We start from the raw sequence: 13,737 nt of genomic DNA, 5'->3' as shown, positions 1-13,737 counted from the left end.
AGGAGAGCCGCTATAGCTCTCCTAGTTGATATCCACATTGCCAACATGCACCAAATTGCCCTTCGTTTATTTCATGACATTTTGGGCATTGCCAATCTTGATACTCATGCCTATCGGATTGTTTTCGATATGCTTTTACTATTTCTTCAGCTTTCATCTTTTGTGCCGTGTCAAAAAGCCACACATAAGGATCGGTATCATCACCAAACGGCAGTTCTCCTTTTAAGCCGAAAATACCTTCTCCGCGAACTTCACAGTAAATTTGTTCCACTTTAAGCAGCTCACATACAATGTGTGCTTCTGCTGGGTTTTTAGCGATAAATATTTTCATCAAAATACCCACTTCACCAATTACGAGTTTTGCTGACTTGGTGTCGGCCTTACTTTATTCATAACCCATTTAGTGATGATTGGAAATAGTCCCAATAGCGCAAAAGACGCTAATACTGCGGGTGAAACAATGCCCGATAGGCTTTCAATTGTTGCTAATTGAGTACCTGCATTCAGATATACGGCTGTGCCTGGCAGCATACCTATTTGGCTAGTGAGATAAAATCGACCTACAGACATCGGTGTTAAGCCCATCAGTAAGTTGATTAGAAAGAAAGGGAATACAGGGATTAGACGCAAGGAAAATAGATAAAAAGCTCCGTCTTTTTCGACACCTTGATTAATTGCGTTGAGTTTATTTCCGAATTTGTTTTGTACCCAGTCACGCAATAAGTATCGGCTGCTCAAGAAGGCCAGTGTTGCCCCCATAGTGCTAGCGAAAGAAACCAGTAGCAAGCTTGTCCAAAAACCAAATAAGGCTGCACCAAGTAAGGTGACTACTGCCGCTCCTGGGATAGAAAAAGCGGTAATTGCAATGTAGGTAAAAAAGTAAATCGCAGCCGAGAATACAAAATTCTGATCGATGTATGTAGTTAGTGCTTCTTGTTGGGCTTTTGCATTCTCTAAGGTTAAATACTGGCCAAAGTTAATACCTAAAAAGACGATAGCCGCTAGTAGGATGAGACCTAATATCAGTTTCTTATTCATAATTTTGATTCCAATTTGGGATATATGTAATAAGACAGTAGGAAAACCGAAAAAATTTCACAAAAAAACCGCAGATTAGACTGCGGTTTTACAAGATAGTTTTTAGGCCGACTTTTATTGGAGGCCGTTCATCAACTCATCTCGGCGAGCTTGAGGTACCACACTCCAATGAGTGCCGTTGATAGCACCTTCTAGTGCCCATAGCAACTCAATGTTGACGGTTGCAGAGTGCGTATCTCTTATCGCTTTATAGGCGTTAAGCGCACCTTCCTCTTCAAGCTTCTCTACGGATTCGATGCCGGCTTTTTTTAGCATGCGCTCGGTAGCCAGTCGTAAGTTAGGCAAATCTTTCAAACGGTTAGGCTTTGTACTTGCTTGCTGTTCTTTCTCAAGCTTTGCCTTTTTCAATGATTGATTCGCTACTTCGATTAAGCGTTCGCTTGATTCCCATAAATCGCTGGAAATAGCGTAGTACTTTGTAACGACTGGAAAGCCACGTTTTTTATAAACGTAAGGCTTTAGCCCTTGTTTCTCGAAGTCAGATGAAGTTTTTTGGTCTGCTCTGATATGAAGCTGATTGTTTACCACTAGTGCAAACATTGTTTCATCAGCGAATAGTCCGAAGCCACCAAACATTGAGCGCGACTTGATATTACCAAGTGCCTCAAATAGCTTCATAGAGTCTTTGAGTATCGGTTTATCCATGTTTTGTTATCTCGGTGTAATTAATATTACGCCACCAAAAGTCAGGTCCGAGAGAGTAGCAAACATGCGTAAAAACAATGTCATTACAGAGTAAAGTCATTGCTTACACACTTGCCATCGGTAACCCCGCTACCTTCCATATCGTAATATGGTTCAGGCCGGAGGCTTTGCGTCCCACTCTTTCGAATGGTTTGCCCTGTGCGTGACACAATGAGCATACTTCTTATATTGAATTAACATCACGGTTTAGCGTTAAAAGTGTGATTTCGGTTCAATAAAAATGATAGGTTGAATGCTCTATTTTGCATATGGAAAGGTGCAAATTGGCCTTTGAAAAGGAGTTCTTAATATATATTACATTTATATAAAACAGGGAGTTAACGTTAGTCAATTGTTATTAGAGTGGTGTGAAGTATTAGAGAATGCTTAATTTTTCCAAAAAAATAAGCGCCCCTGTAGAGCGCTTATTTAACACGGTTAAATACAGTGAAATTTAGTTCATTTTTTTCACAGTATTTCGAATTACAAGCTCAGGTTGCATTTCGAAAATTCGTTTTTCGTGTTCTTTATCTTTGATACGCTCAAGTAGAATTTCGAATGCATTTTTACCAACACGACGTTTAGGTTGGTGGATAGTCGTTAGCGGTGGAGAGAAGTATTCCGCAAGCTCGATGTTGTCGTAGCCGATCACTGAAATATCTTCAGGAATTTTGATCCCGTTTTGTTGCAAGCGGCTCATTAGGCCTAGAGCCATTGTGTCGTTAAAACAGAATACCGCCGTCGGGCGCTTGTCCATTGCGGTAATTTTATCTGCAACTAATACGGCCGTATCACATTCAAAGTTACCTTCAAGGATCCAGTCTTCATTTACAGCTAGGTTCGCTTCGCTCATTGCGCGACGGAAACCTGCAATGCGCTCTTGGCAAGCAAGCTTTTCAAAATGACCGCTTAGACAAGCGATATCCGTATGACCATTGTCAATCAGATGTTTGGTTGCAATGTAGCCACCTTCTTCTGAGTTATCCATGATCTTGTCTGCTTGTGAGCTCTCTGGGCCCCAATCCATGACCACTTTAGGAATGTCCGCATGACGGTCAAGCATCTCTTTTAGTTCTTCGGTTAAGTCAGAACACATCACTAGGATGCCATCAACGCGCTTTTCAGCCAGCATACGAATGTAATCGCGTTGTTTTTCGTAAATCCCGCCTGTGTTACATAAAATCAGAGTATAGCCTTGGCGGTAACAGTAGCTCTCAACGCCATCAATCACTTCTGAGAAAAATAGGTTAGTTGATTGAGTTACTAACATGCCAATCGTACGAGTTGAGTTGCATTTTAGGCTGCGTGCAACGGCACTTGGCGCGTAATTCAGCTCGTCAACGGCTTTCATTACTTTTTCTTGCGTTGCTTCTGCAACGAAACGCGTTTTATTGATAACGTGCGAAACTGTCGTAGTGGAAACGCCGGCTAAGCGAGCAACGTCTTTTATCGTGGCCATAAATGGTGTCCTGTATCGAGCTACTGAAATATGTCGTATTGGATGTACCTGATGCTCTAATGGTTTCACACCTAGCAATATAAAATTGGCGCTAAGTGTCTCGGCAGCGGTTGATCCAAGTGCGACAAAAGGGTACGTAGCAGCATCGGTCGATGAATTTTATCTTTTTTCTATCTGATGAGAAATTGCCATCAACCTGTTAAGAAAACACAAAAACCGCTATATTTCAGCGGTTTACATATAAATCATATTTAATCGTTTGCGCTCACATTTTAGCCCTATGTGGACTGACTAGCAATGTTTTCAGCAAGAGATTTGTGTATTTGAAGTCACATTTTGACTGCTAAATAACCAAGCGTCTTTGCGCTAAGTTAAGGCAAACGAATATTATACCCAAGTTACTTACAATCGGTCACTTTCAGGCATACAGGAAGCCCGATAGGCAGGCTCCCTAAAAATAGGCGGCAATTATTCACCAAGAAGGTAGGCGCTGTCTAGTTTACAAAATGCAACTAATAGTTTCGCGACACTTGAGTAAAATCCAAATTCATCGAATTTTTTACATTTGTCTGAAAACTGAGGTAACCAAGACATCAATTGTTGCTGGATAAAGTCGTTTTGTTTAACGAAGGCTTCTTCCATGTGTTTTTCTTGTTCAAGCTCGTTTGAGCGGATAATCATGTTCCCGAGAAAGTCGAGCTCAACGGCTAAGTGATCCGCAGGTTCCTTTAGGTTTTCGTCTACTTGAACGCCAAATTCAGCCATCAACTTTTCCATTTCCTCAGCTGGCTTGTCATTCAGTAAACCTGATTCACCAATGTACATGGATGCGTAAGGAAGAGCGCCGTATTTTTCTGTCTTCAAAAACAGTTCACAAAAGTCAGCTGCAAGCTCTAGTTGTGCATCTTCACGATCTTGTAACCGATTCAATGCATCAACTAGGCTATCAACGGCTGGTTTTAGCGACTCATTTTCACCTAAACCTGCGAGAAAACTGCGAATTTCAACACTGTGATAGGCTTCCAATTCTTTCTCTGTTAGTTCTTTTGCGAACAAGCTCGAAAACCACCAGTAAATTTCAGCGCGTTTTTCATTAAAAGCTTTCACTTCTTGCATTTTGGGCTCCTGAATGATGCTTCAAGTCATGCATCACAAAGTCAATTAGGGATATCCCCTAAGTGTAATCAATTAAAATGAATAGCAGTAACTATAATTGTTATGTTTTATGGTCAAAAATGACCGTTTATTAATAGCAATGGGCAAGCTTGTTTTGAATCAATAAAAACGCTAAATCTTGCGTTTTAATGTATCTATGACTAGAAATGTTACTAGTTATGAATAGAATACGTCTTGGATAATAAGAAGACAGAAAAGTGGTGTAAATGAGCTATCACGTATTAGTCGTAGAAGATGATGTTGTAACTCGTAGTAAGCTTGCGGGATATTTCCAAAATGAGGGCTACCAAGTCAGCGAAGCAGAGAGTGGCGCAGAAATGCGTGAAGTTTTGCAAGCGGGCGATGTAGACCTGATCATGCTGGATATTAACCTGCCTGGTGAAGACGGCCTGATGCTTACTCGTGAGTTACGTAGCCAATCGGATATTGGTATCATATTAGTAACAGGACGCACGGATAGCATTGATAAAATCGTAGGCCTAGAAATGGGTGCTGACGATTATGTGACAAAACCTTTTGAACTGAGAGAGCTGTTAGTTCGCGTTAAAAACTTGCTGTGGCGTATTTCAGCAGCGCGCAGTGGCAGCTCGAAAGCGAATGAAACCAGTGAAGAGCACATTGTGCGCTTTGGGGAGTGGACATTCGACATTCAACGTCGCGCACTTAGCCGCAACGGTGAGCCAGTAAAACTAACTAAAGCAGAGTATGAACTTTTGGTGGCATTATCGTCTTACCCTAACCAGGTGTTAAGTCGTGAGCGTATTTTGAACATGATCAGCCATCGAGTGGATGCGCCGAATGACCGCACCATTGATGTTCTTATTCGACGTATGCGCGCAAAAATGGAGTTCGATCCTAAGAACCCACAGATTTTTGTAACGGTGCACGGCGAAGGCTATATGTTTGCTGGTGACTAGTTTGAACATAACTCAATCGTAAAAAGAAAAGGAGAGCTTCGGCTCTCCTTTTTTGTGGCTTCAAGATAATACTAGTTTGCTTCAACCATTGGTGTTTGGCCGACAGTATCACGCAACCTTTGCCAAATACTGCCCAAGTACTCATGCCAATAAAGCTCTGTTTGTTCTAAGTAACGCGCTTTAGGTGAGTATTTATCCCAAGGTTGACTTATCTCGCTAATAGCTAAGAAGTTGGTCGGGGCTGGGATTGGTTTAATGCCTGCTGCGTTGAACTCATACAATGCACGGCTCATGTGACTCGCAGAAGTGACTAACACAATCTCCTTTTGTTGAACGAATGCAGCCGCTTGACGCGCCTCTTCCCACGTATCTTTCGCATCTTCTAATAAAATGATATCGGATTTCGCGACTCCCAACGCAAGGGCAACGTTCGCCATCATTCGCGCGTGGCTAATTTCAGATCCGCCAGCATAGCCGGATAAGATTAATTTCGCGCCTGGATACATTCTTAAAATACGAATGCCCTCAGTTAAGCGCATTAATGCTGCACGGCTTAACTGCGAGGTGGGTGGAATTTCGTCATCGATAACATGACCATTCCCTAAAACCATCACGTAGTCGATGGTGCCAGAAACTGGCAAAAAGGCTTTATGCTCTCGCTCTAACGGCATAAGAAGCTTGGTTGAAACAGGTTGGAAGGCAACAAGAAAAATGCCAACAAAAGAGAATAGAACAACGAAGCAGCCAGTTTTACGTTTTGTAGTAAAACTAATGAGAGCAAGACCCAACAAGCCTATCAGCAGCAATGCCGGAAGGGGCATAAGCATGGCTGACACTACTTTTTTCAGCTCAAACATACATAAATAGTCCGAAAAAACATCAATTGATAATAAAAATGAGGGTATCCCTCTTTATTCCTGCTTTCCTTGTGCCAGAATAGCGGCACAATCCGTTATGATAACTCAGCAGAAGTGACAGAAGACCGCAATTTCGACGATATCGCCCACAAATTTGCAAAAAATATTTACGGCTCCGATAAAGGGGAGATCCGCCAAATCATTGTGTGGGAAGATTTTCTACAGATTCTAAGTGAATTAGATGCTGACCAGCAACCCCTAGAAGTGTTGGACGCTGGTGGTGGTTTGGCACAAATGTCGCAAAAGCTTGCTAAGCTCGGACATCGAATCGCTTTATGTGATCTATCTTCGGAAATGCTGCAGTTGGCTAAGCAGGATATTGAAAAAAACGGTTTGCTTGAGCAGTATCGCCTGATTCATTCGCCTGTCCAATCCATCGGTGAACATATGGATGGACAGGTCGATCTGGTTATGTTCCACGCTGTGATGGAGTGGCTGGTTGATCCTAAGGCCGCACTTGAAACAGTTCTTGAACAAGTAAAACCGGGAGGTATCGCATCAGTCATGTTCTACAACCACCACGGTTTAGTCTATAAAAACGTGGTTTGTGGCAACATTCCTCATATATTAGACGGCATGCCTCACCGAAAAAGATTTAAACTACAGCCGCAAAAAGGCTTAAAACCTGAAGAAGTCTACCAGTGGATAGAAAATTCAGGTTTTAATATTTGTGGCAAATCTGGTATTCGCTCATTTAGTGATTACATAGGCAATATGGAATACATGGGTGATTACGAGTTTGAAGATGTGTTGGCGCTAGAAAAACAACTTTGTCGACAAGAGCCATACCTCTCATTAGGCCGCTACATTCATGTGTGGGCTAAAAAGAACGATAAACAGGAATAACAATGAGTGAGATGACTCTCAATGCTGCAGAGCAACCAATCGATGAGCTGGTTGGCTGGGTTAAGCAGCACGATTTCTCGTTGAACCTGACCACAGAGCGATTGGCATTTTTGATAGCCATTGCCGTACTGAGTAATGAAAGGTTCGATGAAGAACTGGGTGAAGGTGAACTGCATGATGCATTTGCCATCGTCACTCGACTATTTGATGAGACCGGCGAAGCCTCCGCTTTTCGTGCGAACAATGCGATCAACGAGATGGTTAAGCAGCGTCTTATGAGCCGTTTTGTCAGTGAAATTACTGACGGAGCGAGCATTTACCGCTTGTCGCCATTAGCGATAGGAATAACCGACTACTACGTGCGTCATCGTGAGTTCTCAAAACTGCGTCTATCTATCCAGCTATCCATGGTAGCGGATGAAATGGCGAAAGCGATTGAGGCAGCACAAAAAGGTGGCACACCGGGTCACTGGAAGAAAAACGTATACGGTGTTTTAAAATATTCTGTAGGCGAAATCTTCGATCAAATTGACCTCAACCAACGTGTTATGGATGAGCAGCAACAGTCAGTGAAACAACAGATTGCTGACCTGCTTAACAAAGACTGGCGCGAAGCGATCAACAACTGTGAAGCACTTCTGTCAGAAACATCAAGCACGTTGCGTGAACTTCAAGATACGCTGCAAGCCGCCAGTGATGAACTGCAAACTCAGATCCTCGATATTCAAGAAATTGTTTACGGTGACCCTGAGCTGGAGTTTATCGAAGAAGCCTTGTTTGGTCTGCAAATGAAGCTGGACCGAATCACAAGCTGGGGCCAGCAAGCGATCGACCTTTGGATTGGTTACGACCGACACGTGCACAAGTTTATTCGTACTGCAATCGATATGGATAAGAACCGTGCGTTTAGCTCGCGTCTGCGTCAATCCGTCAAAGATTACTTCGATGCGCCTTGGTATCTGACTTATGCAGATGCGGAGAGGCTTTCTGACCTTCGTGATGAGGCCCTAGTACTGCGTGATGACGAGGTCACGGGTCAAGTTCCGATGGAAGTAGAATACGAAGAGTTTCAACAAGTCAATGATGAGCTGTCTGAACGAATTGGTGACATGCTGAAAGCGCATAAAGATCAAGGTACACCAATCGACTTGAGCGTGGTACTGCGAGATTACCTTGCACAACACCCATACACTCATCACTTTGATTTAGCTCGCATTGTCGTTGATCAGGCGGTACGTCTGGGTTACTCAGAATCCGACTACCAAGCTGTTCAGCCAGACTGGAAAGCAATCAACGAATTTGGGGCAAAGGTACAAGCGAATGTCATCGACCGATACTAATGAATACATGTCAGAGAATCTGGCAAAAGCAATTTCTAACCCTCTGTTCCCAGCGCTAGACAGCATGCTTCGAGCAGGGCGTCATATCTCAAGTGAAGATCTAGACAACCACGCGTTGTTGTCGGATTTCGAACTTGAGCTTTCTTCTTTCTACCAACGCTACAACACCGAATTGGTGAAAGCGCCAGAAGGTTTCTTCTACCTTCGTCCACGTTCAACGTCTCTGATTGGCCGTAGTGTTCTTTCTGAACTGGACATGTTGGTGGGCAAGGTACTGTGTTTCCTTTACCTAAGCCCAGAGCGTCTTGCGCACGAAGGCATCTTCACTAACCAAGAGCTGTACGACGAACTGCTTGCTCTAGCAGATGAAAACAAGCTGATGAAGCTAGTGACGAACCGTGCGACTGGTTCTGACCTCGATAAAGAAAAGCTGTTTGAAAAAGTACGTACGTCACTTCGTCGTCTGCGTCGCCTAGGCATGATCATCAACATCGGTGAAACCGGTAAATTCAGCATCAGTGAAGCGGTATTCCGCTTTGGTGCCGATGTACGTATTGGCGATGACATGCGTGAAGCGCAGCTGCGTCTGATCCGTGATGGTGAAGCGGTAGTGCACACCAAAGAGCCAAGCCAAGGCAGCCTATTGTCTGAAGAAGATCAAGACGACCAAGCCCAAGAAGAAACAACAGAAGAGGGTGAAGCATGAGCATGATTGAACGCGGTAAATACCAATCGCTGACCATGGTCAACTGGAACGGCTTCTTTGCCCGTACGTTTGACATCGATGGTCTGGTCACCACGCTATCAGGTGGTAACGGTGCAGGTAAATCAACCACAATGGCGGCGTTCATCACCGCATTGATTCCTGACCAAACGCTGCTGCACTTCCGTAACACGACAGAAGCGGGCAGCAGCCAATCGTCTCGTGACAAAGGTTTGTACGGTAAGCTACAGCCGGGCGCATGTTATGCGGCGCTAGACGTGGTGAACTCACGTAACCAACGCCTATTGTTTGCAGTAAAACTACAGCAAGTTGCGGGTCGTGATAAGAAAGTAGACATCAAACCGTTTGTGATCCAAGGTCTTCCAAGCCATGTGAAACCAACGGATATCTTGGTTGAAAGCGTATCTGCGACTCAAGCTCGTGTACGTCAAATCAATGAAGTAAAAGAATCAATCGCAGAATTTGAAGGTGTTCAATTCAAAGCCTTCTCTTCTATCGTGGATTACCACGCGCAAATGTTTGAATTCGGTGTGATTCCGAAGAAACTGCGTAACTCTGGTGACCGTTCTAAATTCTACCGCCTGATCGAAGCATCGCTTTACGGTGGTATCTCAAGTGCGATTACCCGTTCGCTACGTGACTACCTTCTGCCACAAAACGGCGGCGTGAAGAAAGCGTTCCAAGATATGGAATCGGCGCTGCGTGAAAACCGCATGACGCTAGAAGCGATCAAAACCACGCAAGCAGACCGTGACTTGTTCAAACATTTGATTACAGAGTCGACCAACTACGTGGCAGCGGACTATATGCGCCATGCCAACGAGCGCCGTAAAAAACTAGAACAGACATTGTCTTTGCGTTCAGAGTTATTTGGTTCTCGCGAAACCTTGATTGAGCAAAACAATCTGCTTAACCGCGTTCAAGAAGAGCTGGAACTGCTGATCGAGTCAGAATCTTCTTTAGAGCAAGACTACCAAGCGGCTTCTGATCACTTGCAACTGGTGCAAAACGCGCTGCGTCAGCAAGAGAAGATCGAACGCTACCAAGAAGATCTTGAAGAGCTGAGCGAGCGTCTTGAAGAACAAATGATGGTAGTGGAAGAAGCGCAAGAACGCGTGATGATGGCTGAAGAGCAAGCTACCGTTGCAGAAGAAGAGGTGGATAGCCTTAAGACGCAACTTGCTGATTACCAGCAAGCTCTTGACGTTCAGCAAACTCGCGCCCTTCAATATCAACAAGCAGTTCAAGCGCTGGAGAAAGCGAAGCAACTACTTGGCGATGACAGCCTAACGGCGGAATCGGCTCAAGCGCTTGTCTCTGAGCTTAAGAACAAAGAATCAGAAAGCACCAATGCGTTGCTATCGGTTAAGCACAAACTGGACATGTCTTCTGCAGCGGCAGAGCAGTTTGAAACCGCGCTTAAACTGGTACAAAGCATCGTTGGTCAAGTTGAGCGCAAAGACGCGTCTGAACATGCGAAAACTGCAATCGCGAAAGCGCGTGAGTCACAACAAATCGCACAAAACGAACAGCAATGGCGAGCACAACACCGTGATCTCGAACGCAGCCTTAACCAGCAGCGTCAATCACGTGAACTGGTTGCTGAATACAAAAAGCAATATCACGTTGAACTAACCGATGAGGTTACGTTTGAACAAGAACGTGAACGTCATGCGACGCAAATCGAATCACTAGAGATAGCTCAAGAAGAAGTTCGTGATCAGCGTGGTGAACAGCGCCGTCTAGAGCAAAACGCGGCGGCAGAAATCAGTAAGCTTGAAGCAATAGCACCAGCTTGGATTGCGGCGAACGATGCGCTAGATAAACTGAGGGAGCAGAGCGGTGAAGAGCTTGAGGATCGCCATGCGGTAATGAACCACATGCAAGTTGTCCTTGAACAAGAAAGGGAGCTGTCTTTAGCTAAAGATAAGCTTGCTGAGCGCCGTAGCCAGCTAGACTCTGAGATTGAGCGTCTTGCTTCTCCTGGTGGTTCAAATGACCCTCGCCTGAAAGGTTTGGCAGATACGCTGGGCGGTGTATTGCTGTCTGAGATCTACGATGACATCACGATTGATGACGCGCCTTATTTCAGTGCGATGTACGGTCCGGCTCGTCACGCTATCGTTGTTTCTGACTTGTCAGGCATCGAAGAGAAACTGGTAGAGCTAGACGACTGTCCAGAAGACTTGTACATCATTGAAGGTGACATCGATGCCTTTGATGACAGCTCGTTCGATGCAGAAGAGTTAGAGGGCGCGGTTTGCGTTCGTATGAACGATCGCCAAATGCGTTACTCTCGCTTGCCTGAGATCCCATTGTTTGGCCGTGCGGCACGTGAGCAGCGTCTAGAGTTGCTGCGTAACGAACGAGAAGAAGTGGTAGAGAAACACGCAAAAGCGGCGTTTGATTCTCAGAAAATGCAGCGCTTGTACCAAGCGTTTAACCTATTTGTGTCTAACCACATTCAGGTTGCTTTTGACGCCGATCCAGAACAAGCACTGGCAACTATTCGTGATAAGCGTAACCAAATTGCTCGCGTGTTGGCGGATCTGGATGCGAAAGAGCAACAACAACGTTCTCAGCTTCAAACCAGCAAGCAAGCGTTGTCTTCTCTGGACAAGCTAGCGTCACACATGGTGCTTGTTGAAGATGAGTCATTGCAAGCGCGTTTTGATGAGCTAGAAGAGAAAATCGCTCAGCTTGCAGAGGCGAAGAACTTCTTAAGCAACCATGCAAAAGCCGTCGCGCAATTAGAGAATATTGCGTCTGCGCTTGATGCTGACCCAGAGCAATTCGACGCGCTAGAAGCAGAATACAAAGCGGCAGACGAACAGCTACAAGATCTTAAGAAGCAAATCTTTGCACTCTCAGATCTCGTTGAGCGTCGCCACTACTTCGCTTACTCAGATTCAGTAGACCTACTGAACAAGAGCAGCGAACTGAGCGAGCAGCTAAAAGCAAAACTGGTTCAAGCTGAACAAATGCGTACACGCTCTCGTGAAGAGTTGAAACAGTCGCAAGGCCAAATGAACCAATACAACCAAGTATTGGCGTCATTGAAGAGTTCACACCAAGCGAAACTGGAAACGGTTCAAGAGTTCAAACAAGAACTTCAAGAGTTTGGCGTGAACGCGGACGAAGGTGCTGAAGAACGTGCAATGCGTCGTCGTGATGAATTGCATGAGCGTCTACACACGTCTCGTAGCCGTAAGAGCGAATACGAGCGCACGATCACCTCTACTGAACTAGAGATGAAAGGCTTGGCGAAACGTCTGAAGAAAGTTCAGAAAGAATACGTTGAGCTACGTACCTTCGTGGTTGCAGCGAAAGCTGGCTGGTGTTCAGTACTTCGTCTGGCGCGTGAGAACGATGTTGAGCGTCGTCTACACAAGCGTGAACTGGCTTATATGTCAGCGGATGAACTGCGTTCAATGTCGGATAAATCATTGGGTGCGCTGCGTCTCGCGGTTGCGAACAATGACGACCTGCGTGATGCGCTGCGTCTATCAGAAGACAACGCTCGCCCAGAGCGTAAAGTTCTGTTCTACATTGCGGTTTACCAACATCTTCGTGAGCGTATTCGTCAGGATATCATCCGTACTGATGATCCTGTAGAAGCGATCGAAGAGATGGAAGTAGAGCTGGCGCGTCTAACGGAAGAGCTAACGCAACGTGAAAACCGTTTAGCGATCAGCTCTGAGTCAGTAGCGAGCATCATCAAGAAGACGATTCAGCGTGAGCAAAACCGTATTCGTATGCTGAACCAAGGCCTGTCGAACATCTCGTTTGGTCAGGTGAAGGGCGTACGTCTAAACGTGAAGATCCGCGAAAGTCACGAAGTGCTACTGAACGGTCTAGCGACACAGCAAGAGCAGCACAAAGACCTGTTTGAATCGACTCGCTTTACCTTCTCCGAAGCAATGGCGAAGCTGTTCCAACGTGTGAACCCACATATTGATATGGGTCAACGTTCTCCTCAGGTTCTGGGTGAAGAGCTACTGGATTACCGTAACTACCTAGAGCTAAGTGTAGAAGTGAACCGTGGTACAGATGGTTGGCTACAGGCTGAGTCTGGCGCACTATCAACAGGTGAAGCGATCGGTACTGGTCAGTCAATCCTATTGATGGTAGTACAAAGCTGGGAAGAAGAGTCTCGTCGTCTACGCAGCAAAGACATTGTGCCTTGTCGTTTGCTTTTCTTGGATGAAGCAGCGCGTCTGGATGCGAAATCGATCGCGACATTGTTCGAATTGTGCGACCGTCTGGATATGCAGCTTCTTATCGCAGCGCCTGAAAACATCAGCCCAGAGAAGGGGACTACCTACAAACTGGTGCGTAAGGTGTTTAAAGATCACGAACACGTACACGTGGTTGGTCTGCGTGGTTTTGGTCAAACGGATAAGCCTAAGACTGAAGCACAAGAGATGATTGAAGAGTTTGAATCGTAAACTCCGAATCTAACAAAACGCCCGCAATGAACGCGGGCGTTTTTGTATCTATTTACGAGGTAGGCTTCGAACAACATAAGATAAGCCGAGACTGTAGGACGGCAGTCTCGGCTTATTAGCGGAACTTA

Annotated in this window: 11 protein-coding genes and 1 riboswitch; of the genes, 5 read left to right on the top strand and 6 right to left on the bottom strand. The window is 45.1% G+C overall.

All coding sequences use genetic code 11. The annotated features are described in order from the left end of the window. Window positions 1-10: 10 nt before the first annotated feature. The 5 genes from R7P69_RS09735 to torD all read right to left on the bottom strand — a co-directional run bounded on the left by R7P69_RS09735 (window position 11) and on the right by torD (window position 4,357). Window positions 11-331, bottom strand: coding sequence for a DUF2007 domain-containing protein (locus R7P69_RS09735; protein ID WP_017820033.1), 321 nt, complete (start codon window positions 329-331; stop codon window positions 11-13). 20 nt (window positions 332-351) lie between these two features. Then, the gene (locus tag R7P69_RS09730) at window positions 352-1,038 is read right to left on the bottom strand and encodes a TVP38/TMEM64 family protein (RefSeq protein ID WP_005378366.1); all 687 of its coding nucleotides are present in this window, start codon (window positions 1,036-1,038) and stop codon (window positions 352-354) included. Window positions 1,039-1,152: 114 nt separating this feature from the next. After that, the gene (locus tag R7P69_RS09725; protein ID WP_005378367.1) at window positions 1,153-1,743 is read right to left on the bottom strand and encodes a TfoX/Sxy family DNA transformation protein; all 591 of its coding nucleotides are present in this window, start codon (window positions 1,741-1,743) and stop codon (window positions 1,153-1,155) included. Between the two features lie 116 nt (window positions 1,744-1,859). Further along, window positions 1,860-1,949: riboswitch (cyclic di-GMP riboswitch) on the bottom strand. A 287-nt stretch (window positions 1,950-2,236) separates the two neighbouring features. Next, complete coding sequence (purR, locus tag R7P69_RS09720) at window positions 2,237-3,241, bottom strand: HTH-type transcriptional repressor PurR (protein WP_005378368.1); 1,005 nt, start codon at window positions 3,239-3,241, stop codon at window positions 2,237-2,239. Between the two features lie 468 nt (window positions 3,242-3,709). Continuing rightward, entirely contained in the window at window positions 3,710-4,357 is a 648-nt protein-coding gene (gene torD / locus R7P69_RS09715) for a molecular chaperone TorD (protein ID WP_005378369.1), read from the bottom strand. Between the two features lie 266 nt (window positions 4,358-4,623). On the opposite strand from torD, the gene torR reads away from it, so the two are divergent. Beyond that, complete coding sequence (torR, locus tag R7P69_RS09710; RefSeq protein ID WP_005378370.1) at window positions 4,624-5,334, top strand: two-component system response regulator TorR; 711 nt, start codon at window positions 4,624-4,626, stop codon at window positions 5,332-5,334. A gap of 71 nt (window positions 5,335-5,405) precedes the next feature. On the opposite strand, the gene elyC is transcribed toward torR, so the two are convergent. Further along, window positions 5,406-6,191: an envelope biogenesis factor ElyC gene (gene elyC / locus R7P69_RS09705; protein ID WP_005387893.1), complete on the bottom strand. Its 786-nt coding sequence runs from the start codon at window positions 6,189-6,191 to the stop codon at window positions 5,406-5,408. A 114-nt stretch (window positions 6,192-6,305) separates the two neighbouring features. Here elyC and cmoM point away from each other — a divergent pair, with 114 nt between their 5' ends. The 4 genes from cmoM to mukB are packed head-to-tail and all read left to right on the top strand — an operon-like array spanning window position 6,306 to window position 13,609. Beyond that, window positions 6,306-7,097 carry a tRNA uridine 5-oxyacetic acid(34) methyltransferase CmoM gene (gene cmoM, locus R7P69_RS09700; RefSeq protein WP_025766915.1) on the top strand — a complete coding sequence of 264 codons (792 nt, stop codon included), beginning with the start codon at window positions 6,306-6,308 and terminating at the stop codon, window positions 7,095-7,097. A gap of 2 nt (window positions 7,098-7,099) precedes the next feature. After that, window positions 7,100-8,437 carry a chromosome partition protein MukF gene (gene mukF, locus R7P69_RS09695; RefSeq protein WP_213968584.1) on the top strand — a complete coding sequence of 446 codons (1,338 nt, stop codon included), beginning with the start codon at window positions 7,100-7,102 and terminating at the stop codon, window positions 8,435-8,437. Next, the gene (gene mukE, locus R7P69_RS09690; RefSeq protein ID WP_005378379.1) at window positions 8,418-9,143 is read left to right on the top strand and encodes a chromosome partition protein MukE; all 726 of its coding nucleotides are present in this window, start codon (window positions 8,418-8,420) and stop codon (window positions 9,141-9,143) included. Before mukF ends, mukE begins: the two co-directional genes overlap by 20 nt. Before the next feature lie 2 nt (window positions 9,144-9,145). Beyond that, the gene (gene mukB / locus R7P69_RS09685; RefSeq protein WP_238952345.1) at window positions 9,146-13,609 is read left to right on the top strand and encodes a chromosome partition protein MukB; all 4,464 of its coding nucleotides are present in this window, start codon (window positions 9,146-9,148) and stop codon (window positions 13,607-13,609) included. Window positions 13,610-13,737: the final 128 nt, after the last annotated feature.

The sequence above is a fragment of the Vibrio sp. 661 genome (assembly GCF_033339315.1).
Classification (GTDB): domain Bacteria; phylum Pseudomonadota; class Gammaproteobacteria; order Enterobacterales; family Vibrionaceae; genus Vibrio; species Vibrio alginolyticus.
This window is presented reverse-complemented; position numbering and strand designations above follow the sequence as displayed.

What these genes read in the sequence shown, in the direction of transcription:
- mukF (WP_213968584.1), top strand. Translation starts at nt 7,100, where the DNA reads ATGAGTGAGATGACTCTCAATGCTGCAGAGCAACCAATCGATGAGCTG.
- R7P69_RS09730 (WP_005378366.1), bottom strand. Translation starts at nt 1,038, where the DNA reads ATGAATAAGAAACTGATATTAGGTCTCATCCTACTAGCGGCTATCGTC.
- elyC (WP_005387893.1), bottom strand. Translation starts at nt 6,191, where the DNA reads ATGTTTGAGCTGAAAAAAGTAGTGTCAGCCATGCTTATGCCCCTTCCG.
- torD (WP_005378369.1), bottom strand. Translation starts at nt 4,357, where the DNA reads ATGCAAGAAGTGAAAGCTTTTAATGAAAAACGCGCTGAAATTTACTGG.
- purR (WP_005378368.1), bottom strand. Translation starts at nt 3,241, where the DNA reads ATGGCCACGATAAAAGACGTTGCTCGCTTAGCCGGCGTTTCCACTACG.
- torR (WP_005378370.1), top strand. Translation starts at nt 4,624, where the DNA reads ATGAGCTATCACGTATTAGTCGTAGAAGATGATGTTGTAACTCGTAGT.
- R7P69_RS09735 (WP_017820033.1), bottom strand. Translation starts at nt 331, where the DNA reads ATGAAAATATTTATCGCTAAAAACCCAGCAGAAGCACACATTGTATGT.
- mukB (WP_238952345.1), top strand. Translation starts at nt 9,146, where the DNA reads ATGATTGAACGCGGTAAATACCAATCGCTGACCATGGTCAACTGGAAC.
- R7P69_RS09725 (WP_005378367.1), bottom strand. Translation starts at nt 1,743, where the DNA reads ATGGATAAACCGATACTCAAAGACTCTATGAAGCTATTTGAGGCACTT.
- mukE (WP_005378379.1), top strand. Translation starts at nt 8,418, where the DNA reads ATGTCATCGACCGATACTAATGAATACATGTCAGAGAATCTGGCAAAA.